We start from the raw sequence: 20,920 nt of genomic DNA on the forward strand, positions 1-20,920 counted from the left end.
AGGTCAGGCGGCGGAGTCGGCCGGTGACTGGTGGTAGACCTGGGTCCAGACGTCGTTGCGGATCCTGGCGAACTCCGCGGAGAGCCGTATCTCCTCGGTCCGCGGATAGGGCAGATCCACGTCGATGACCCGGTGGACACGGCCCGGCCGGGCGGCCATCACGACCACCCGCCCGGCCAGATACACCGCCTCGTCCACGTCATGCGTGATGAACAGGACGGTGCGACGCTCCTTGGTCCAGGTGTCCAGCAGCTGGTCCTGCAACTGCACCCGGGTCAGCGCGTCCAACGCCCCGAACGGCTCGTCCATCAGCAGGACTTCGGGGTCCACGGCGTAGGCCCGGGCGATGGCGCAACGCTGTTTCATCCCTCCGGAGAGGGTCTTGGGCAGGGCGTCGGCGAAGTCGGCGAGCCCGACCAGCTCGATGGCGTGTTCGGCGCGCCGCCTGCGCTCCGCGGCGGGGACGTGGGCCAGCTTCAGCCCGAACTCGACATTGCCGCGCACCGTCAGCCACGGGAACAGCGCGTACTGCTGGAAGATCACCCCACGGTCCGGCCCCGGCCCGGCGACGGGAGCGCCGTCCACCGTGACCGTGCCGGAGGTGGGCTCCACCAGTCCGGCCACCATGCTCAGCAAGGTGGACTTGCCGCACCCGGACGGCCCGACCACCGCGACGAACTCCCGGTCCCCGATGTCCAGTGAGACCTGGCCGAGCGCGGTGAAGGTGGTGTTCTTCATCGGGTAGGTCTTGACCACGTCCCGGAAAGAGATCTTGGGGCTCATCGGCGCTCCTGCCACGCGGTGAGACGGCGTTCGGCCACCAGCAACAGCCGGTCCATGACCAGGCCGATGACGCCGATGCTGATCAGGCCCACGAAGATCGTGGGAACGTCGTAGTAGGTCTGGGCATGGACCATCTCGAAGCCCAGCCCCTTCTGGGCGCCGATCATCTCGGCCGCCACCACGGTCGCCCAGGCCGCGCCGAGCCCGATGCGCATGCCGACGAGGATGAACGGCGTGGACGCCGGGATGACCACCTTGAGGAAGACGGTCCGGTCCGAGGCGCCGAGGACCCGCGCCGCGTCGATCAGCGTCCGGTCCACGCCGGTCACCCCCTGGAAGGCGGCCACCACACAGGACATGAACGCGGCCAGGAAGATGACGAAGATCTTCGGTGTCTCGCCGATGCCCATCAGGACGATCACCAGGGGGATCAGCGCCAGCGGCGGGATCGTCCGGAAGAACTGGACGTACGGCTCCAGCAGACCCCGGGCGACCGGGTACCAGCCCATCAGAAAGCCGACGGGCACGGCCACCAGGGTGCCGAGCGCGAATCCGAGGAGCACCCGCTGCAGACTGGCCAGCGCGTCCTGGGTGAGGGTTCCGTCGGCGAGCAGTTCACGCGCCCGGGAGCTCACGGAGAGCGGTCCGGGGATGTCCGCGAGCCCCGCGGCGGCGGTCAGGGCCCAGATGGCGACGCCCAGGACGAGGGCGATCAGATTGAACACGAGGGGGTGGACGGTGCGTCGTGCGCCGCGTGGCGCTTCCGGTGTCGTGGGGGTCTTCTCGGGCGCGGTGACCACCGTCATGGACGCCTCGCGGGGTTCATGGGTCCTCCTCTTCAGCCCGGGGCGGGCCGGTTCAGCCCGGACGGGCCGGGTAATGGCTGAGCAGGGGGGATTCATGCAGGACAAGGGCGATGGCGCCCAGGGCGCCACCGGCCTCGCCGAGCGTCGCCGGCCTCAGGTCCACACGGTCCCGTGAGATCGGCATGATGTGTGCGCGCAGCGCCCGTTCGACCGGCTCGAAGAGCGGTGTGCCGGCCGCGGCGAGTTCGCCACCGAGCACGATCACCCCGGGGCCGACCGCGTTGCACACCGCCGCCAGCACGGTGCCGATGTGGACGGCGGCCGCCTCCAGCGTGCGCAGCGCCACCGGATCGCCGGCCTCCAGCGCCCCGAGGAGCGCGGCCAGGCCGTCCGCGTGTCCGCCCGCGCGGCGGTAGGCGGCGAGCACGGCGCCCACCGAGGCCACCGTCTCCAGGCAGCCGGTGGCGCCGCACGAACATCGCCCGTCGCCCGACTCGACCGCGATATGGCCGAACTCGCCGGACAGGCCGTACGCCCCCCGGTGCAGGGAGCCGCCCACGACCAGCCCACCGCCCACACCGTGCGACAGCCGCAGATACAGCACGTCCTGACCGCCCGCCGCCGCGCCCCAGGTGGCCTCGGCGAGCGCGGCGAGCCGGGTGTTGTTGTCCACCAGCACCGGGGCCTCGAAACGCTTGCGCAGCAGGGCGGGCAGATCGGCGGAGGGGCACGGGGCCGGCGGCACGGAGTCGGGATCTCCGACCGGGCCGACCACACCCACCCCGATGGCGTTCAGCGCGCCCAGCCGCAGGGCGCCGTCGGCGAGCGTGCCGACCAGCCGCTCGGCCAGGGTGATCCGCTGCTCCCAGGGCAGTCCCGGGTCGTGCGGTTCACTGGCCGACCCGATCACCTCGTGTGCGACGTTGACCGCGGAGACATGCACCGCCCGGCGGGCGAAGTCGATACCGATGGCCTGGCCCGCGCTGGGGTTGAGCGTCAGCGCCTCCACCGGCCGTCCCCGTCGGCGCGGGGCCGTTCCGGGCGCCGTGGCGACCACGGCGCCGCTCTCGATCAGCTCGGTGACGATATCGCTGAGGGTGGTCCGGGAAAGGCCGCTGTGCTGTCCCAGTTCGGCCCGGCTGAGTGGGCCGTGTTTGCGCAACAGCTCCAGTACCAAGTCCTCGTGGCCCCGCCGCAGCCGGGCCAGCGGGCCGTCCTGATGGGGGTGCATGCCGAACAGCATGGGCACGCCAGGCTATTTCGTCAACACCCCGGAATAAAAGAAGACTCAGGTGTCGCGGACAGTGCGGAAGCCGAGGTTGCCGGTGGAGCTGTCGGGGGTGTTGGAGGTGCGGGCGGCCACGCGGTAGCGGTTGCAGTACGACTGGTGGCACAGATAGGAACCGCCGCGCATCACCTTGGCGATACCGGTGGCCGGACCGCCGGGATCGGTGCGCGGCCGGTCGGCGTGGTCGGTGGACCACCAGTCGGCGCACCACTCCCACACATTCCCCGCCACGTTGTACAGACCGAACCCATTGGGCTCGAAGGCGTCCACCGGGGCCGTCCCCCGATAGCCGTCCCCGGCCGTGTTCTTGACGGGGAAACGCCCCTGCCAGATGTTGCAGCGGTGCACGCCGCCCGGCGTCAGCTCGTCCCCCCAGGGATACCGGCGCCCCACCAGCCCGCCGCGGGCGGCGTACTCCCACTCGGCCTCGGTGGGAAGCCGGGCCCCGGCCCAGCGGCAGTAGGCCACCGCGTCGTTCCAGGAGACATGGACCACCGGGTGGCGGCCGCGCTCATCGACCTCGCTGCCCGGCCCTTCCGGCGCCCGCCACGAGGCCCCCTCGACCCCGCACCACCACGGCGTCCCCTCGGGGCGCGGCGCGCCCCGGCGCAGCGCCGCGGGCAGGAACCCGGCGAACACATACGACCAGCCGAACCGTTCGGCCTCGGTGACATGGCCGGTCTCGCGCACGAAGCGGGCGAACCGCTCGTTGGTCACCGCGTGCACATCGATCCGGAACGCGGCCACGGTCACCTCCCGGACCGGCCCCTCGCCATCGGCGGGGAAACCGTCCGCGTCCTCGGTGCCCATCAGGAACGTCCCGCCCGGCAGCAGCGCCATGTCCGCCTCGTGGCCGCCGGTGCGCGCCGTTGGCGTAGGGGCGGGGGCGGCCGCACCGCCGCCACGCGACGGCGTACAACAGCTGGTGGGGCGTGCCTGGATGCGGTCCATGCGAAACTCTCCCGGGCCTGCGAGACGGTGGCGGGCGCGCCGCCCTGCGGAAACGCTGCCCGCGGTCCGCGCCGAGTATTTCACCGGGATCCGTCCGCGCAGCCGCCACGTCCCGCGCCCGCCGCCCGTCCCCTCCTGGGCGCCAGCCCACTTCACCTGCTATAGCTGTTGGCTGACTTTTCATCACGGCGACACCTCCCGCCGCCGCTCGAGGAATGCGATCATGCTGACCTGAGCATGCCAACCACCCCCCCCTCGTGGCGCCACGCCGCGGTCGTTCAGGAGGACGCAGTGAAGAAGAGTTCGCGGATCCGTAGGGGATCCGCCATCCTCGGCAGCGCCATCGCGCTCGTCGTGGCCTTTCCGGGCAGTGCGCTCGCGGACCCGCCCACGGCTCTGCCCGCCAACGCGGACGGCACGGAGCAGACGTTCCAGCCGGCGTTCGACTACGACACCGACGGCTGCTACCCCACCCCCGCCATCGGGCCCGACGGGACGATCGCGGGCGGGCTCAACCCGAGCGGGGCCCTCAACGGCCAGTGCCGCGACTCCTGGGACCTCGACAACACCAACGGATACTCCCGCTCCAAGTGCAACAACGGCTGGTGCGCGGTCATCTACGGCCTGTACTTCGAGAAGGACCAGGCCGTGGCCGGGAGCGGTCTCGGCGGACACCGCCACGACTGGGAGCACGTCGTGGTGTGGGTGCAGGACAACGAGGCCAAGTACGTCGCCACCTCGGCCCACGGCAACTTCAACATCTACAACCGGGACCAGATCCGCTGGGACGGGACCCACCCCAAGGTCGTGTACCACAAGGACGGTGTGAGCACCCACTGCTTCCGCCCGGCGAACTCAGGCGACGAGCCGCCGGAGAACCACCACCAGACCTGGCAGTACCCCGCGCTGGTCGGCTGGAACGGCTACCCCGCCGGGCTGCGCGACAAGCTGAGTCAGGCCGACTTCGGCAGTGCCACCCTGGGCCTCAAGGACAGCACCTTCGCCTCGCACCTCGCGAAGGCCAAGCCGTCCGAGATCCCCTTCGACCCCAACGCGTGACCTGCACCGGCCCGGGAGGCGACGTGGCATCACAGCCCGCGCCTCCCGGGCCGGTTCGGCCCAGGTCGGGTCAGCGCCGGGAAGGCCCGACCGGCGGCGGCTCGACCTCGAGATAACGGTGGCGGCGCGGCCCCCGGTACTCCAGCGCCTCCCAGCCCAGCCGCCGCAGCACGGCCGCACAGTTGCGCAGCGCGTCCTCCGCCGCGTACCCGGCACCACTGCCCGGCGGCCCCAGCCACTCGACCCGCACCACCCCGGTCCCCTCCGCCGCGCCGAGACAGTATCCGGTCGCCGTGCGCCGGCCCTCCGCGTCGGTGGCCGACGGCGGAACACCGGCGGCCTCCAGAGCGAGGGCCACGGCCCGCACCGGCTGCCGCCGCTCCCACTCGGCGGGCACACCTTCGGGGTCGGCGGCGTCGGCGTTCATCAGCCGGCGGATCTGCAGCAGCCCCTCGAACGCGGTTTGTACCGCGGCCCGGCGACCCCGGTCGTCGCCGTCGGGGACCCCCGCGGCGCCGGTGGCCACCTCGAACTCCGCCATCCCCTGCCCCCTTCGGACGTGGCGGCCCGAGGTCCGGCGGCGGTGTTCAGCGCCGTCGCAGACCGTCGGCCTCGACCACGGCATCGGCGAAGGCTTCGGGAGCCTCCTGGGGCACATTGTGGCCGATGCCCTGCAGCGTCCGGTGGGCGTACGGACCCGAGAACTTGTCCCGGTAGGAGGCACCGCCCCCGGCGGGGGTGAAGGGATCGCGCCCGCCGTCCAGCGTGACGGTGGGCACGCCGATGACGGGGCCCTTGGCGAGGCGCCGCTCCAAACCGTCGTACCGGGGATCACCCGCCGCGAGCCCCAGCCGCCACCGATAGTTGTGGATCACGATGCGGACATAGTCCGGATTCCGGAAGGCGGCGGCGGTGCGAGCGAAGGTGGCCTCGTCGAAATGCCATGTCGGCGAGTTGAACCGCCAGACGAGCCGCGCCAGTTGACGCCGGTACTCCGGGTTCTCCAGCCCGAGCACACCCCGCTGCGTGGCGAAGTAGTACTGATACCACCAGGCCCATTCGACTTTCGGCGGCTGCGGCTGCTTGTTCTTCTCCCGGTTGGTGATCAGATAGCCGGTCACCGAGACCAGGGCCTTGCAGCGCTTGGGCCACAGGGCCGCGACGATGTCGGCCGTCCGCGAGCCCCAGTCGTATCCGGCGAGGATGGCCCGCTCGATCCCGAGGGCGTCCATCAGGGCGAGAAGGTCGAGGGCGAACACCGACTGCTGACCGTCGCGGAACGTCCGGGGCGATCGAAACCGCGTCGTCCCATAGCCGCGCAGATACGGGACCACCACCCGATAGCCCTCGGCGGCCAGCAAGGGCGCCACATCGACGTAGCTGTGGATGTCATAGGGCCAGCCGTGCAGCAGGACGACCGCGGGGCCATGGGCCGGACCGGCCTCGGCGTAGCCGACGTTCAGCTCCCCGGCCTTGATCTGCCGCAGGGCGGCGAAGGATGTGTGCGGCCGCGCGGGCGGCGTCCGCCGCTCCTCCGGGGCTTCCCCCGCGGACTCCGCCGAGCCGGTGGCGCGGATGGCGAACGGCGCCCCGACCGCACTCGCGCCCACGATCTTCCCGAAGCTGCGCCTGTTGAACATTCCGCACCCTCCACCAGTGCGACCGCTCCCGGGCCCTGGCATCCACCATGGCGCACGGGTGCGCCCCTCGCACGCCGTGCGTCACCTGCCGGAGAGGTGATGTGCGGGGGGTGAGGGGGAGGGGCGCGCCCTACTCGGCGAGCTCCTGCTCGTCGATGACCCCCTGCTCCTCGGCGAGCTCCCGCTCCGCGGTCACCGCGATCCGGCGTCTGATCACCGCGGCCGCCGTGAGCGCGCTCATGCTGAACGCCGTCGCGATCAGCCATGGCTGGTCCAGCACATGGCAGGTGAGGTGATCGAGCGAGTAGCGGCCGGGCCCCGCGATCCCGAGCGCCGCCGCCGAGCATCCCAGCAGGGCCGCGAACTCATAGCCCCCGGACTGGGCGAAGAACCCGGCCGGCGCGTTCACCGACACCGCGCCCGCCATCGTCCCCGCGGCCGCCGCCCCGGCCGCGGGAGTGGCGAAGCCGAGCGCGAGCAGCAGCCCGCCGCCCGCCTCGCCCAGCCCGGCCATCAAGGCATTGACCCGTCCCGGACGGAAACCCATCGCCTCCATGGCCTGGCCGGTACGGTCCAGGCCATCGCCGCCGCACCAGCCGAAGAGCTTCTGTGTGCCGTGCGCGGCCAGGACCCCGCCCACACCGAGGCGCAGTGCGAGCAGTCCGAGATCCTTGCGGTGGTGCATGGGGTCTCCTCCGCTCCCGTACGGGCACACCACGAGCGGTCGCCCGGCGTCTCACCCAGTCTCGGTACGCCTCCCGGGGCTCGCTTTCGCTGGTACGCCACCGGAGTGCATCAGCTCCGTCGCGGTGACCGCGCGCAGACCGCGCCCGCGCAGACCGTCGAGGACCGCGGGGAGCGCGGTCAGGGTTCCGGTGTGACCGAAGTGCAGACTGGCCACGGAACCGGCGCGGATCTGGCCGAGGATCGTGTCCCGCACCGCGTCCGGCCCCGGGTCCTGGAAGTCCTGGGAATCCACGTCGTAAGAGAGGACGTGCGGGTACCCGGCGCGGGCCGCCAGACCGGTCACGAGGACCGTGGCGGTACGCGCCTGCGACGGCCGGAACCAGCTTCCGATGGTCCCGGTGAGGCGGCGCAGCCGGTCGGCGCATTCGGTGATCTCCGCGTACGCCTCGTCGGCGGGCAGTGCGCAGACGGCGCGGTGCCGCATGGTGTGGTTGCCCAGTTCATGGCCGCCGTCCAGGACCCGCCGGGCCAGCTCCGGATGCTCGTCGAGCCAGGTGCCGACGGCGAGGACGGTGATCCGGGCCCCGGCCCGCTCGGCCTCGGACAGCATCGAGCGGGCCAGCTCCGGGTCGCCCTGGCCGTGGAAGGTGAGGGCCACCGCGCCCCCGCCGCGCGGGCCGTGGACGATCTGGGGTGGCAGTCCGGGGAAGCGCACCGGTTCGCGCGGCGCGTGTCCGGCGGGCGTGGCCCGGTCCGAGGCCGCACCGGTGGACGGCGTCTCGGTGGCACCGGCGGGTCTGGACGACGAGGACACGGCGTGGTGGCCGCAGCCGACGCCGCACGTCGTGGCCGCGACGGCACCGCTCGCGGACCGCAGGACATCACGGCGGGAGGGAGAGGACACCTGATGCATGAGAACACGCCCCTGGGTGATATGTGACGATTTCTCGCTGGTGAGGTGTGTTTTTCCGTCGATCGCCGGGCACGGCCATGGGCTCTCGGCCGCGCACGGCCATGGGCTCGCACCGAGGTCCGGGGCGCGTCGGGGGCGCCCGTCGGCACGCATGGCACGCTGGGCCTTTGTATGTTCATGCACCACCGAGGAGACGAGCCGCGTGCCGCAGAACCACCCACCGGAGTCCACCGCCGCCCCGGCAGTGCTCGCCGAGGAGCGACGACTCCATAAGGACCTCGGATTCTGGGGCCTGACCGCGATCGGGTTCTCCAACATCCTGGGGTCCGGGTGGCTGTTCGCGGCCCTGTACGCCGCTCAGACCGCCGGCCCCGCCGCCCTGCTGTCCTGGATCGGGGCGGGGGTGCTGTGCGCCCTGATCGCCCTGGTGATGGTGGAGCTCGGCGCCACCCGACCGGAGGGCGGCGGCACCGTGCGCTGGCCGCTGTACGCCAGCGGGCGGCTGGTCGGCACGATGATCGGCTGGTCCGTGCTGCTCTCGGTGGGCGGTACGGCGGCCGAGATCAGCGCGATCATGCAGTACGCCGCCCACTATCTCCCAGGGCTCTACAGCGGCGGCACACTCACCGTCTCGGGCCTCGGCGTGGCCGTCGCGCTCAGTGTGGTACTGACGGTGTGCAACTGGTTCGCCGTGCGGATATTCGCCCGGCTGAACAACCTCATCTCGGTGTTCAAGGTCGTCGTCCCCGTCCTCACCATTGTCGCGCTGTTCCTGTCCGGCACCCACTCCGGACGCCTCACGGATCACGGCGGTTTCGCGCCGTACGGCTACGCGGCCTGTCTGACCGCGCTCGCCGGTGGCGGCATTGTGTACTCCGTCAACGGCTTCCAGGCCCCGCTCGACTTCTCCGGGGAGGCGCGCAACCCGCGCCGTACCGTACCGGCCGCGGTGCTCACCGGCATCGGCCTCGCCGTGCTGGTCTACCTCGGGCTCCAGCTGGCCTTCCTGTTCACGGTGCCCGAGTCGCTGCTGGGCCACGGCTGGAAGGGAGTCAACTTCGAGTCGCCCTTCGGGCAGCTCGCCCTGGTGCTCAATCTCCACTGGCTGGCCACGCTGCTCTACGCCGACGCGGTGATCTCACCGGGCGGATCGGCCTATGTGGGCGTGGCCATCGACGCTCGCCACACCTACGCCCTGGCCAAGAACGGGCTGCTGCCCCGCTTCTTCATGCGCATCCACCCCCGGTCCGGGGTGGCGCGCCGGGCGCTGCTGCTCAACTTGGCGGTCATTGTCGTCTTCATGCTGCCGTTCGGCGGCTGGCAGGACATCGTGAGCGTGATGGGGGACATGTATCTGCTGATCTACGCGGCCTCGGCGGTCGCCGTCGCGGCGTTCCGGGCACACGACCGCGAGCGGGGAGTGACGCGGGCCGAGGGCCGGGTGCCGGGGGTGCGCTGGATCGCACCGGTGAGCTTCGTGGTGGCCAGCGAGTTCGTCTACTGGTCGGGCTGGCACGATCTGCGGCTCGCGCTGCCCTTCGTGCTGGTCGGCGCGGTGTTGTTCCTGTTGCAGCGTCGTGAGGACGGTGGCGCGTCCCTGGGGGAGGAGCTGCGGCGTGGCGCCTGGCTGGTCTTCCATCTGGCCGCGCTGACCGTGCTGTCGTGGCTCGGCACCTTCGGCGGTTCCGCCCGCCTCCCGGCGCCGTACGACACCGTGGTGGTGGGCGTCCTCGCCCTCGCCGTGTTCGTGTGGGCGGTCCGCGCGGGCGCCCGGCACCTGCGCACCTCGCAGGTCAGCGCAGCGTCGCCGTGAAGCTCCGGCCGTAGGCGTGGCGGGTGGTGGCGACGATCCGGGTGCCGCCGGGCACCCGGCCCACCCGGACCCCGTCGTCCGCCGCCACGGCCCTCATCCTGCGGCCCCGGATGACGACCGAGACCGTGTCGCGCTCGGTGGTCGGATCGGACACCGCGATCGCCAAGGCGCCGTCCTGGGCCTCCCGCAGGAGCACCGAGCCGGGTCCGCGCACCGACAGCCGCCCGGCGCGATGGGTGCCGGGGGTGAAGGCGTTGAGCGCGGTGATCCGCAGACCCCGGTGGGCCACGGCCTGCAGCCGGGTGGTGTTGGCCAGGACGGCGAGCGGCCGACGGGCGTAGGCGCCCAGTTGGCGTTCGGTGGCGCCCGGGACGAGGGCGTACGCCATCGAGGTGTGCGGCGCCCCGGCCGGCCGCTCCACCGTGACGGCGAAGAGCTGTTTGGTCACCGGGAGGTCGGGGTTGGCGAGGCGGACGGCGCGGCGGCTGCGGGTGACGGTGTCGAGCGTGACCGTGGGCGGTGGCCCGTCGAGGAAGACATATCCGACCGAGGCGGCCCGGGTGGCATTGGCGTACCGCAGCCAGGCGAGGGGGGCCGTGCCGGTGCCGGACCAGGGCGCACCGCCGCGGAGCCGCCCGGTGAGGGCGAGGGTGTCCGAGGGGGCGGCGATCCGGGTGTCGAGGGTCGTCGCCACCGCGCGGCCGGCGGCGTCGCCGACCCCCGCGGCCAGCACCACGATCTCGTCGTCGAACAGGAACCACGACTTGGTGGCATCGGCGTTGCGGTACACCACGAAGTCGTCGGGGAGGTCGCCCGTCTGTTTCGCGGCGTACGCCACGTCGTCGGACTGGACGAGCCCCGTCACACCGTACGCGCCCAGGGCGGCGCCACCGGAGAACGGGTGGGTGCCGCGGGGGAAGTAGACATAGGTGTTCTGCGCCTCCGACGAGGAGGTGAAGCCACGCTCGGGATTGTCGTACCAGAGCGTGCCGTAGAGCTCGGGGACGGTGCGGCGGGTCTCCACGGGGGCGGTGACACCGGCGAGGCGGTGGGGCGGGACGGTGGTGAGGTAGTCGATGCCGAACGCCTGGGTCTGATCCTGGCCGGAGAGATACAGATGGTGGGCGCCGTCCCCCTGGAACCAGGGCATCAGGTTCTCACCGCTCATGTACTCGTATCGGCTGATCCTGGACGAGCTCCGGGCCAGGGCGAAGGCATAACCGGGGCGCCGGTGGACGGTTCTGTCCATCGCGTTGAACGCGACATGGCGCTCGGCGGGCCCGAGGTCCCGCGCCGGGATCGAGGAGTCGGCGAGGATGTCGGCGTAGCGGGCGATGCTCACCGGGGACACGAACGCCGAAGGGTCGAGCGTGGCCTTCGAGGTCTGCCGCAGATACGAGACATAGCCCTTCAGCGCGGTGGCGTCGGCGCCGGTGGCGTGGGCGGACAGGCCCACCACGGCCTCCACCACCTCGGCCGCGTCGGCGTACCCCGTCGCCGGGCGGGACACCCCGCGCCCCTTGACGATCTCCATCAGCCAGCCCTCGAAGATCAGCGGTGCGAAGCCGTCCACCACCCACCCCTGCACGACGCGGACCAGCCGGTCGTCGGTGGTGTACCCGGTGCCGTCGAGCATCTTGATGGTCTGCACGACACGGGTGAGCAACCCCTTGCCGTAGGAGCCCGTGTAGGCCACGGACGCGTGCTGGATGAAGGAGCCGTCGGCGTAGAAGCCGTCGGTGACACCGTGCCGCAGCTCGTAGGGGTCGATCGTGGCCAGGACGGTCAGCTGGTCGGCGAGGGCCTTGGTGATCCGGGCGTCGTCGCCGAGCACGGCGCCCTGGAGGATGCGGTTGGTGGTGATGTCGGCGAGGTTGGCGCCGGTGTGGAAGCGTGAGTCGAGGTCGACGTCACCGGCCTTGCCATTGCGCAGATACGCGTCCATCGAGGCGACGTAGGTGGCGGCCAGCTCGGGCCGGTACGCGGCGAGTTCGTCCACGAGCAGCGCCAGGATCTTGGTGACGTGGGTGGAGATGCCGATCTCCCAGGTGAACCAGTTGCCGTAGTAGCCCTTCGACTGGTCGCCGTAGTAGTGCTCGTGGAGCCATATCAGGCCGTCGATGACGCGCCGCTGGACTCCGGTGTCACCGGGCAGCCCGGAGGGTGTGCCGCCTTCCGGTGTGCGGGTGGCGAGGGCGATCTCGTAAAGGTACTGGAACGAGGTGATCAGGTGGGGATCGCTCGTGCCCAGGGCGAGGCCCTGGAAGAGCTCGCCCTGCCCGGCGCGGTCCATCGCGGTGAGCCGGGAGCGGGCGGTCTCGGCGATGGCCGCGAGTTTGGCGCGCACCTCGGGGCGTGCGCCTGTCTCGCGCGTCCCGGCGAAGACGGCCACGGTGTTGTCGATCAGCCGGGTGTGAGCGGCCCCGGACGCTTCACCGTCCGCCCTCCCACCGGCCGCGGCCGGACGTCCCGCCGCCTGTGCGCGCAGCGGCAGGGCCATGGCCGACAGGGTGGCGGCAGGGAGCGTGGAGACGAGGGCACGACGCGAGAGAGGCACGGGCACGCTCCAACGGTCGACGGGGTCCGATGGGGAACCGCCGCACCATTCAAGCAACCCCGGCTTCCCCTGTCACGAGACCGGAATCGGGGGAACGCGGGCGGGTTTATGTCGCCAATATGGACAACAGAATCGTTGACAATCTTGTTGGCCTAGATTTACCTTCGACAGGCACTCACTCAGGGAGGGCACGCGATGCCGAAGGAAGCTCGTCCAGGCACCGGAGAGCAGGCCAAGCAGCATGCGATGGAGCAGCTGCGGCAGGCGATTTTGCGCGGGGAGATGGCACCGGCCCAGCGGCTGGTGGAGAACGAGCTCGCCGAGCAATTCGATGTGACACGGGCGAGCATCCGCGCGGCGCTGATCGATCTGGCGTCCGAGGGGCTGGTCGAGCGGATCCGCAACCGTGGCTCACGGGTGCGGGTGGTGAGCGTGGAGGAGGCCGTGGCCATCACCGAATGCCGCATGGTCCTGGAAGGGCTGTGCGCCGCCAAGGCGGCTGTCGAGGCCAGTGCGGAGCAGCTGGCCGAGCTGGCCGACCTGGGCACGGCGATGTCCAAGGCGGTCGCCGACGGTGAACCGCTGACCTACTCCGACCTCAATCACCAACTGCACGCCCGCATCCGGGAGTTCTCCGGTCAGCAGGTGGCGGTGGAGCTGCTGGAGCGGCTCAACGCACAGCTGGTGCGCCATCGGTTCCAGCTCGCGCTGCGGCCGGGGCGTGCCCAGCGGTCCCTGGGTGAACACCTGGCCGTGATCGAAGCGATCAGGGCCAGGGACCCACAGGCGGCCGAAGCGGCCGTCCGTGCCCACCTCGCCAGTGTGATCGACGCCTTGAGCGAAGCGCCGGCTTCGACGCCGTGAGCACATGACGCGGGGCTCGCGCCGCGGGGTGGGTCACCGACCTGTCCAGCAAGGAGATATCAGCAATGACGCACGGTAACGCGGGCGACGCGCCCGCTGCCGCACGGCCGGCCGGTGTGATCGTCACCGATCCGCCACGCGCCGGGGCCGAGCATGTGGACGCCCTGCGGGGGTACGGCGTGGCCACGGTGCACGAGGCCATGGGCCGCACCGGATGCCTCGGCCCCGGGCTGCGCCCCGTCCAGCAGGACGTGCGCATCGCGGGCACCGCGGTCACGGCGCTGTGCTGGCCCGGCGACAACCTGATGATCCACGCCGCGGTCGAGCAGTGCGCCGAGGGCGACATCCTCGTCGTCGCCACCACCTCGCCGTCCACGGACGGCATGTTCGGCGAGCTCTTCGCCACCGCGCTCCATCACCGCGGTGTCCGCGGCCTGGTCATCGACGCCGGGGTGCGCGACACCGCCGAACTGCGCGCGATGGGCTTCCCCGTGTGGTCGGCGGCCGTGTGCGCGCAGGGCACCGTGAAGGCCACGGCCGGATCCGTCAATGTGCCCGTGGTGGTGGGCGGGCAGTGCATACGCCCCGGCGATGTGATCCTCGCCGACGACGACGGGGTGATGTACGTACCGCGCGAGTCGGCCGCCACGGCCGTCGAGGCGGCGAAGGCCCGCACCGCGAAGGAGGAAGCCACCCGGGCCGCCTTCGCCGAGGGGCAACTGGGCCTGGACCGCTACGGGTTGCGGGAGACCCTCGACCGGCTCGGGGTGCGGTACCAGTCGTACGCCGAGCATGCCGGACACGTCCAGGGCGGGGCCGTCTCATGAGCGGGCCGGAGGGGGTGCGCTGCATGCTGATGCGCGGCGGCACCTCCAAGGGCGCCTATTTCCTCGCGGAGGACCTGCCGTCCGACCCCGGTGCCCGGGACGATCTGCTGCTGCGGATCATGGGCAGCCCCGATCCACGGCAGATCGACGGCCTCGGCGGAGCCCATCCCCTCACCAGCAAGGTGGCCGTCGTCTCCGCCTCCCGGGACCCGGACGCCGATGTCGACTATCTGTTCCTGCAGATCGGTGTGGACCGGGCCGAGGTCTCCGACCGGCAGAACTGCGGCAACCTCCTGGCCGGGATCGGCCCCTTCGCCGTGGAACGTGGCCTGGCCGCCGCCCGGGACGGGCGGACGCCGGTGCGGATCAGGATGGTCAACAGCGGTGACCACGCCACGGTGACCGTTCCCACCCCGGACCGGCGCGTCGACTACACCGGCTCGGCCGAAATCTCGGGCGTCCCGGGATCCGCCGCCCCGCTGGTGATCGGCTTCCAGCAGGGCAGCGGCCCTCTGCTGCCCACCGGCCACGTCCGTGACCTCATCGACGGCACCCCGGTGACCTGCGTGGACAACGGCATGCCGACCGTACTGATCGCCGCGTCCGCCCTGAACGTCACCGGCTATGAGGACCCCGGGGAACTGGAGGCGGACACGGTGCTCGGCGCCCGGCTCCAGGAAATCCGGCGGGAGGCGGGCCCGTTGATGGGCCTGGGCGATGTCAGTGCCACGACCGTGCCCAAGCTCAGCCTGCTGGCCCCGCCCGCGCACGGTGGCGCCGTGATGACCCGCACCTTCATCCCGGTCCGCTGCCACACGGCGATCGGCGTCCTGGGAGCCGCCAGTGTCGCCGCCGGGCTGTGCGTCGAGGGAAACGTCGGTGAGGACGTGGCCCGGCTCCCGGCGACGGGGGAGCGGCTGCGTATTGAACACCCCACCGGCTTCCTGGACATCGACACGGCCGTGGACAACGGAGCCACTCCCGTGGCACGGGAAACGGCAGTCGTGCGCACCGCGCGGAAGATCTTCGACGGCACGGTCTTTCCCCGTCCCGCCTGATCCGGCGGCCCGTGGCGCCCACACACCGGTGCCCGGCCGCCGCCACCCGGGCACCCGGTCGCGCCCACACCCCCCTCCTCTTCGGCACCACCATGCCTTGCCCCGTCACACCCCCATTCCCCAACCGCCCGCCCTTCTGGAGGAGTTGCCGATGACCCCGCCGCTCGGGGACATCGCCCACCTCGGGCATGTCGAGCTGCTCACCCCCGACCCCGACCGCAGTCTGTGGTTCTTCACCACCGTCCTCGGCCTGACCGAGAACGGCCGCTCCGGTGACTCGGTCCACCTGCGGACCTGGGATGACTACGAACACCACAGCCTGACCCTCACCGCCCACCCGACCTCGGGTATCCGCCGCACCGCCCTGCGCGCGGCCGGTGCGGAAGCCCTCCACCGCCGGGTGAAGGAGGCCGAGGCCGCCGGCCTCCCCGGGCGCTGGGTCGAGGACGAACCCGGTATCGGCCGCGCCAAGGGCCAGGCACGGGGTCTGAAGACCATCGAGTCCTTCCACACCCACGGCACCCCGCCGATCGACTGACCGGCCACCCGCGAACCCGCCCGCAGGACACGCCTCCACGACGAGGGGAATGCCATGTCCTCCTTACTCACCCCCGCCGCCCGTTCGCACGGCACGGCACTCGCCGCCCTCGTGGTCGCGCTGTGCTGGACGGTCGTCCTCTTCGACGGCCTCGATCTGTTCGTCTACGGTGCCGTGCTGCCCGGCATGCTCGACGACCCCGACCTCGGGCTGAGCCCGGGCCGGGCCGGTGACCTCGGCAGTTATGCCTCGCCGCCACCGCGCTGTTCGCCACCGTCATGATCGGCCTCACCGGGCCTGCGTACCGCTCGGCGCACCCCGCGGGGCGGTCCCGCGCGGCCCGTTTCCACCACGGGATGACCACGCCGCACAGCGGGGCCACAGGAACGTCCCATCTCACTGAAAGGTTCGACGTCTAGCCTCCGGGCATGCCCATGACGCGCTCCACGGATGAGGCACTGGCACGGGCCGCCGTGCTCGCCCTGATCGCCCAGGCGGAGCTGACGCCCAAACCGGGCCTCGCCGACACCCGCGATCTGCAGGCCCGCGCCACCGGTGCGGATCTGCTCGCACTGCGCTGGTCGGCCAAGGCCCTGGCGCCCGGGTTCGCGGCCATGGCCGCCGCCGCCCGCCGTCCCGGGGAGCCGTCGCGGGCGCTGCGCGAGGAGCTGGGTGCCATCGGCCGCTGCGCCGAGTGGACGATGGCGCGGGCCGGTGGCGGCGCGGCCACCGGCCCCCTTCACCATGGCGCGCTGTGGGCGATGGGCCTGCTGGTGGCGGCCGCCGCGCTGCGGCCGGGCGCCGGGCCCGGTGAGATGACCGCCACCGCCAAGCGGATCGCGGACCACCCCGACCGTGGCGCACCGCGCCGGCCCTCACCGGGCTCGCACGTCTCGGCCACCTATGGGGCGCCGGGGGTGCGCGGTGAGGCACGGGCCGCGTTTCCCCATGTGCGCCGCGCCCTGGACGCCCTGTCCCGGGCGCGTGCGGCGGGGGCCACCGAGACCCAGGCGCGCCTGGACGCGCTGCTCACCGTGATGAGCACCCTCCAGGACACCGGCCCGCTGTACCGGGCGGGCCCGCCGGGCCTCCGACGGGTCAAGGAGGGGGCGCATGCCGTGCTCGAGTCGGGTGGCACCGCAACCCCCGAGGGAGCCGTCGCCCTGGCCGCGCTGGACACGGACCTGCGTGAGCGGGGCATCGCGCCGCGCGGAAGCGCCGCGGTGCTGGCGGGGGCCCTGTTCCTGGACGGTCTCGCGGTGGAGGGTCTCCCGGCACCGGCGGTCACGGTCTCGTCCGTGCGGTGACTCCGTCCGGGCGGGTGGTCTCGCGCCGTCAGTCGTTCGACGGTGGGGTCAGTCCGTGGCGGTGGAGGAAGGCGTCCACGAGCCGGTCGGTGAACTCCTGGCCGACGGGTTCGTCGGTCACCAGCACCCGGTAGTAGACGGGGCCCGTGAGCTGGTCGGTCTCGGCCGTCAGGTCCAGGCCGGGCGGCAACTCCCCGCGCTCCATGGCCCGTTCCAGCGGGAGGCGGTCGCGGCGGCGCTGGTCGTCGAGGTACCGGGACCGGAAGTCCCGGGCGAAGACCGGATCGTGCTGCGCCTGGGCGACCAGGGCCTTGAAGACGGCGCCGGGGTCGGAGGCGCTGAGGAACCCGGCCAGGTCGCGCAGATAGCTGCGCAGGTCCAGGGCGAGATCACCGCGGTCGCGCACGGGCAGGTCCTCCGCCACATCCTGGAGGAAGGCGTCCATGAGGATGTCGGTCTTGGTGCTCCACCAGCGGTAGATCGTCTGCTTGGCGACCCCGGCCCGGGTGGCGATCCCCTCCATGGTGACGCCCGCGAAACCCTTCTCGGCCAGCAGGTCGTCCGCGGCGTTCAGCACCGCCAGCCGGGCCTGCTCGCTGCGCCCGTGCCGGTTGCCGTGGTGGCGCGGTGCCGGTCGGCCGGTGCCGCTCGTCCCGGCGGTCTGTGTCGCGCGTGCCATCTCGCCTCCCCGGTCAGGATAGCCGCCGCCCAGGACCGCTCCGCCCGCCCGCACGGCTGGGCCCGCCGACCGGTGGGACATCACCGGCAGGCGGGCCCGGGCGCCGAGAGGGGCGGTGCCTAATCCCACCGTTCCCCTTCGGCCTGTGAAGGAGTCGTCCTCTGTACGTCGGGGTGGCCGGTGTCCTGTTCGTCGTCGCGCTCCCCCTCGGCCTGCGAGGGGGTCGTCCACGGCACGTCCGGGTGGCCGGTTTCCCGTTTGCGTTCGGTGTGGGAGGGAGCCGGCTCGGTCATGTGATGCCTCCGCTCCTAGTGCGGACGGTGCCGATTTTACGCCCGAATGTCCACGTAGGCGCGGTGCGGCCGGGCTCCGGCCCCGCCCCTCGGATGGCCTGCCGTCCGGCAGCCCCTTGGGCTTGGGCTGTCCGCCGGCCGCCGGGTAACCCGCGGGTGCGCGGATGACCCCGCGGGGCCCGCGTCTCCTGGCCGATCGGGAACGGGCCGACCGGCGATCACGACGGCCGGAGCGAGACCGGGAGCTGGCGGTTCACCAGCGCGGCGTACCGGCCCTGGGCCAGCATGAGGTCGTCGTGGACACCACCCTCCGTGAAGCGGCCGTCGTGCAGTACGACGATCTCGTCCGCATCCATGATCGTGCTGATCCGGTGCGCGACGACGATCCTGGTGCAGCCCAGCGCGGACAGCTCGCCGGCCACCTCCGCCTCGGTCACGGCGTCCAGGTGGCTCGTGGCCTCGTCCAGCACCAGCAGCGCGGGGTCGGCCAGGAGCGCACGGGCGATCGCCAGACGCTGGCGCTGGCCCCCGGACAGCGCACTCCCGCCCTCCGCCACATGTGTATCCAGTCCCATGGGCATCCGCCGCACATCGGCGAGCAGCCCGGCCCGGCCGAGCGCCTCGAAGAGGGCCTCGTCCGGCAGGTCGCCCCGGCCGATCCGCAGATTCGACCCGATGGTGCCGCCGAAGACATGGGGTTCCTGTGTGACGACACCGAAGCGGCGGCGCAGGCTGTCCGCGTCGTACTCATCGATGTCGCGCCCGTCGAGCAGCACCGTGCCCTCGGTCGGCCGCAACAGCCCGGCGAGCAGGCGGATCATTGTCGTCTTGCCCGAACCGCTGGCCCCGACGACGGCGAGTTTCGCGCCCGCGGGAACGCGCAGTGTCAGATCGCGCAGGATCCACGGCCCCTGCCCGTAGCGGAACCCCACCCCGCGCAGTTCGATCTCGCCCCGCACCGCGGCCGGGGCGATGACGCCCGGCCGTCGGACCTCCGGTCGCTCGTCCAGCACATCGTGCACCCGCTCCAGATGGGCCCCGATGGTCTGGAGGTAGCGCATGCTCGTGGCCAGCCCGGCGATCGGGGTGAGCAGCCCGGCCGCGACCGCGTTGAGCGCGATCATCGAGCCGATCGTCAGTGCACCCGAGCGCACCTGCGCGATGCCCAGCAGCAACAGCACCAGCGGGGACGCCACCTGCAACAGCAGGGTGAGGGAGTCGGTGAGGGCGTCCAGCCGGCGCCGGTGGAACGCCGCTCGCAGGTAGTCGCCCAGCGACCGTCGCCAGCGGTCGAGCACGGCGCCGGTCAGCCCCGCGCTCTTCACGAACTCCGCGCCCCGCAACGCGTCGACCGCCACCGACTGGGTGGCGGCCTCGGCGCTCAGCTCCCGTTTCGCCAGGGCGTTGGCCGGCCGCAGAGTCGCCAGCACGATGGCGATCTGCGTCCCGCCCAGCCCCACTGCCAGGAGCGCGTACCAGGGGCTGAAGGCGCACAGCAGCACCAGATAGCCGACCACGAAGACACTGTCGATGGCCAAGGTGACCATGCGTGAGGTCAACAGGTCCCTGATCACTGTGTTGCTGTTGAGGCGGGCCAGCAGATCCCCGCTGCTACGGGCCTGGAAATAGCCGAACGGCAGACGGAACAGATGGGTCATAAACCGGTCGCCGAGCGCGCCGTCCAGCCGGTGCTGCAATACCAGCAAGGCTCCGGCCCGGCCGAGCCCGATCAGCGCGTAGACCAATACGAAACCGGCGAGGCTCAAGGAGAAACTCGAGAGCGTCCCGGCCCGTTCACCGATGAGCGTGTCGATGCCGTACTTGGTGAGAAGCGCCGATCCCAGGCCGAGTAGCTGCACCATCCCGGAGAGCAGGACCGCGAGGACCGCCCACCGTGGCGCCATCCGCATCATGTCGCGTATCAGCCGCAGTGGCCAGGAATCCCGGGGCCCGCTCCGCTCGGCGAACGACGGCCCGGGGGCGAACTCCAGCAGGGTGCCCGAGCACCGCGTGCGGAACTCCTCATGGGAGACGGTGGTGCGTCCCTCGCCCGGGTCGAGTATCCGCACCCCCTTGCGCCCGGCACCCCGTACCACCACGAAGTGGTGGTCGTCCCAGTGGGCGATGGCGGGCCCCCGTACCGCACCGAGTGCGTCCGGCCGCACCTTCAGTCCCCGGGCCTCGAGCCCGTGGGCGCGCGCGACCTCCAGGATCCGGCGGGCGCTCGCGCCATCGCGGCTCACCCCGAACTCCGCCCGCAGCTCCCGCAGGGGCACCCTGCGGTGGTACGCGCCCAGCACCATGGCCAGACAGGCCGGACCGCACTCGACCTCGCTCATCTGGGCCACGAACGGCACCCGCACCGTCACCTGCCTGCCGCTCATCCATGTCTCCTCCCGCGCCGTGTTCCATGGCGCAGCAGCGTGCGGCACAGCGGTTCGGTCCGGGTTCACCGCCGGTTCATCGCGATCCGGACCGGTGCGGATGGCGCCGCGAGAGAGACGGCACAAGGTTTTCGCAAGGTTCCCGGCCAACTCGCCCGTCCAGTTTGGGCTGTGTCACACCGGGCCGACCGGACGTGACGTCCATGAACAAGCCGATGAGAGCACGTCGAACGGAGGAACCATGAACCGGACCACCAAGGCATGGAAGGACCCGGTCTTCCGCGCCCAGCTGAGCTCCGAGGAGCTCAGCGCACTGCCCGCCCACCCGGCGGGTGCCATCGAGCTGACCGACCAGCGGCTGGACAACGTCGTGGGCGGGGGGCTCACCGACACCTGGGTGACCTGCGGTCACAAGACCTGCCGCACCTGCTTCACCTGTGACTGGCTCTGTGCCTGACCCGGTGCGTCCGCTG

General features: G+C 71.9%; 20 protein-coding genes and 1 pseudogene. 9 read left to right on the plus strand and 12 right to left on the minus strand.

Annotation, left to right across the window (positions count from 1 at the left end; translation table 11 throughout):
- Positions 1-3: 3 nt before the first annotated feature.
- Genes ACFYOY_RS36775 through ACFYOY_RS36790 form a run of 4 tightly spaced genes read right to left on the minus strand, consistent with a single transcriptional unit; the run spans position 4 to position 3,828 of the window.
- Positions 4-783 (minus strand): ABC transporter ATP-binding protein, encoded by a 780-nt coding sequence (locus ACFYOY_RS36775; RefSeq protein ID WP_351900072.1) that lies wholly within the window; start codon positions 781-783, stop codon positions 4-6.
- Positions 780-1,589, minus strand: coding sequence for an ABC transporter permease (locus ACFYOY_RS36780; protein WP_119984818.1), 810 nt, complete (start codon positions 1,587-1,589; stop codon positions 780-782). Before ACFYOY_RS36780 ends, ACFYOY_RS36775 begins: the two co-directional genes overlap by 4 nt.
- A gap of 52 nt (positions 1,590-1,641) precedes the next feature.
- Positions 1,642-2,832 carry an ROK family transcriptional regulator gene (locus ACFYOY_RS36785; RefSeq protein ID WP_351900063.1) on the minus strand — a complete coding sequence of 397 codons (1,191 nt, stop codon included), beginning with the start codon at positions 2,830-2,832 and terminating at the stop codon, positions 1,642-1,644.
- Positions 2,833-2,877: 45 nt separating this feature from the next.
- Positions 2,878-3,828 (minus strand): formylglycine-generating enzyme family protein, encoded by a 951-nt coding sequence (locus ACFYOY_RS36790; RefSeq protein ID WP_388591970.1) that lies wholly within the window; start codon positions 3,826-3,828, stop codon positions 2,878-2,880.
- A gap of 291 nt (positions 3,829-4,119) precedes the next feature.
- Here ACFYOY_RS36790 and ACFYOY_RS36795 point away from each other — a divergent pair, with 291 nt between their 5' ends.
- Complete coding sequence (locus ACFYOY_RS36795) at positions 4,120-4,887, plus strand: NPP1 family protein (RefSeq protein ID WP_351900056.1); 768 nt, start codon at positions 4,120-4,122, stop codon at positions 4,885-4,887.
- Positions 4,888-4,957: 70 nt separating this feature from the next.
- Here the strand turns inward: ACFYOY_RS36795 and ACFYOY_RS36800 are convergent, their stop codons facing one another.
- From ACFYOY_RS36800 to ACFYOY_RS36815, 4 genes are all read right to left on the minus strand, one after another.
- Positions 4,958-5,428, minus strand: coding sequence for a hypothetical protein (locus ACFYOY_RS36800; protein ID WP_351900049.1), 471 nt, complete (start codon positions 5,426-5,428; stop codon positions 4,958-4,960).
- Between the two features lie 46 nt (positions 5,429-5,474).
- Positions 5,475-6,527 carry an alpha/beta fold hydrolase gene (locus tag ACFYOY_RS36805; protein ID WP_388591972.1) on the minus strand — a complete coding sequence of 351 codons (1,053 nt, stop codon included), beginning with the start codon at positions 6,525-6,527 and terminating at the stop codon, positions 5,475-5,477.
- A gap of 130 nt (positions 6,528-6,657) precedes the next feature.
- Positions 6,658-7,212, minus strand: a complete 555-nt coding sequence (locus ACFYOY_RS36810) for a DoxX family protein (protein WP_388591974.1) — start codon at positions 7,210-7,212, stop codon at positions 6,658-6,660.
- A gap of 51 nt (positions 7,213-7,263) precedes the next feature.
- A complete protein-coding gene (locus tag ACFYOY_RS36815; protein WP_388591976.1) occupies positions 7,264-8,127 on the minus strand; it encodes a polysaccharide deacetylase family protein in 864 nt (287 codons plus the stop codon).
- Between the two features lie 202 nt (positions 8,128-8,329).
- On the opposite strand from ACFYOY_RS36815, the gene ACFYOY_RS36820 reads away from it, so the two are divergent.
- Entirely contained in the window at positions 8,330-9,940 is a 1,611-nt protein-coding gene (locus ACFYOY_RS36820; protein WP_388591978.1) for an APC family permease, read from the plus strand.
- Here the strand turns inward: ACFYOY_RS36820 and ACFYOY_RS36825 are convergent.
- On the minus strand, positions 9,921-12,497 hold the full coding sequence (locus ACFYOY_RS36825; RefSeq protein WP_388592009.1) for a polysaccharide lyase family 8 super-sandwich domain-containing protein: 2,577 nt from the start codon (positions 12,495-12,497) through the stop codon (positions 9,921-9,923). The genes ACFYOY_RS36820 and ACFYOY_RS36825 overlap by 20 nt on opposite strands.
- Before the next feature lie 195 nt (positions 12,498-12,692).
- On the opposite strand from ACFYOY_RS36825, the gene ACFYOY_RS36830 reads away from it, so the two are divergent.
- From ACFYOY_RS36830 to ACFYOY_RS36855, 6 genes and pseudogenes are all read left to right on the plus strand, one after another.
- Positions 12,693-13,361, plus strand: a complete 669-nt coding sequence (locus ACFYOY_RS36830; RefSeq protein WP_351900020.1) for a GntR family transcriptional regulator — start codon at positions 12,693-12,695, stop codon at positions 13,359-13,361.
- Between the two features lie 65 nt (positions 13,362-13,426).
- A complete protein-coding gene (locus ACFYOY_RS36835) occupies positions 13,427-14,188 on the plus strand; it encodes a 4-carboxy-4-hydroxy-2-oxoadipate aldolase/oxaloacetate decarboxylase (protein ID WP_388591980.1) in 762 nt (253 codons plus the stop codon).
- Entirely contained in the window at positions 14,185-15,246 is a 1,062-nt protein-coding gene (locus ACFYOY_RS36840) for a 4-oxalomesaconate tautomerase (protein WP_351900011.1), read from the plus strand. Before ACFYOY_RS36835 ends, ACFYOY_RS36840 begins: the two co-directional genes overlap by 4 nt.
- Before the next feature lie 151 nt (positions 15,247-15,397).
- Positions 15,398-15,709 (plus strand): annotated as a pseudogene (locus tag ACFYOY_RS36845) (VOC family protein); the annotation flags it as partial.
- A 129-nt stretch (positions 15,710-15,838) separates the two neighbouring features.
- On the plus strand, positions 15,839-16,066 hold the full coding sequence (locus tag ACFYOY_RS36850; RefSeq protein ID WP_351900008.1) for a hypothetical protein: 228 nt from the start codon (positions 15,839-15,841) through the stop codon (positions 16,064-16,066).
- 152 nt (positions 16,067-16,218) lie between these two features.
- The gene (locus ACFYOY_RS36855; protein WP_351900288.1) at positions 16,219-17,091 is read left to right on the plus strand and encodes a triphosphoribosyl-dephospho-CoA synthase; all 873 of its coding nucleotides are present in this window, start codon (positions 16,219-16,221) and stop codon (positions 17,089-17,091) included.
- A gap of 28 nt (positions 17,092-17,119) precedes the next feature.
- On the opposite strand, the gene ACFYOY_RS36860 is transcribed toward ACFYOY_RS36855, so the two are convergent.
- The 3 genes from ACFYOY_RS36860 to ACFYOY_RS36870 all read right to left on the minus strand — a co-directional run bounded on the left by ACFYOY_RS36860 (position 17,120) and on the right by ACFYOY_RS36870 (position 20,447).
- Positions 17,120-17,770 carry a TetR/AcrR family transcriptional regulator gene (locus ACFYOY_RS36860; protein WP_388591982.1) on the minus strand — a complete coding sequence of 217 codons (651 nt, stop codon included), beginning with the start codon at positions 17,768-17,770 and terminating at the stop codon, positions 17,120-17,122.
- 119 nt (positions 17,771-17,889) lie between these two features.
- Positions 17,890-18,063, minus strand: coding sequence for a hypothetical protein (locus ACFYOY_RS36865; protein ID WP_167746280.1), 174 nt, complete (start codon positions 18,061-18,063; stop codon positions 17,890-17,892).
- 218 nt (positions 18,064-18,281) lie between these two features.
- Positions 18,282-20,447, minus strand: coding sequence for a peptidase domain-containing ABC transporter (locus ACFYOY_RS36870; protein ID WP_388591985.1), 2,166 nt, complete (start codon positions 20,445-20,447; stop codon positions 18,282-18,284).
- 241 nt (positions 20,448-20,688) lie between these two features.
- Between ACFYOY_RS36870 and ACFYOY_RS36875 the strand changes: the two genes are divergently transcribed.
- On the plus strand, positions 20,689-20,904 hold the full coding sequence (locus ACFYOY_RS36875) for a mersacidin/lichenicidin family type 2 lantibiotic (protein WP_351905179.1): 216 nt from the start codon (positions 20,689-20,691) through the stop codon (positions 20,902-20,904).
- Positions 20,905-20,920 lie beyond the last annotated feature (16 nt).

The organism is Streptomyces sp. NPDC007875 (genome assembly GCF_042868035.1).
Taxonomy (GTDB): Bacteria; Actinomycetota; Actinomycetes; order Streptomycetales; family Streptomycetaceae; genus Streptomyces; species Streptomyces antimycoticus.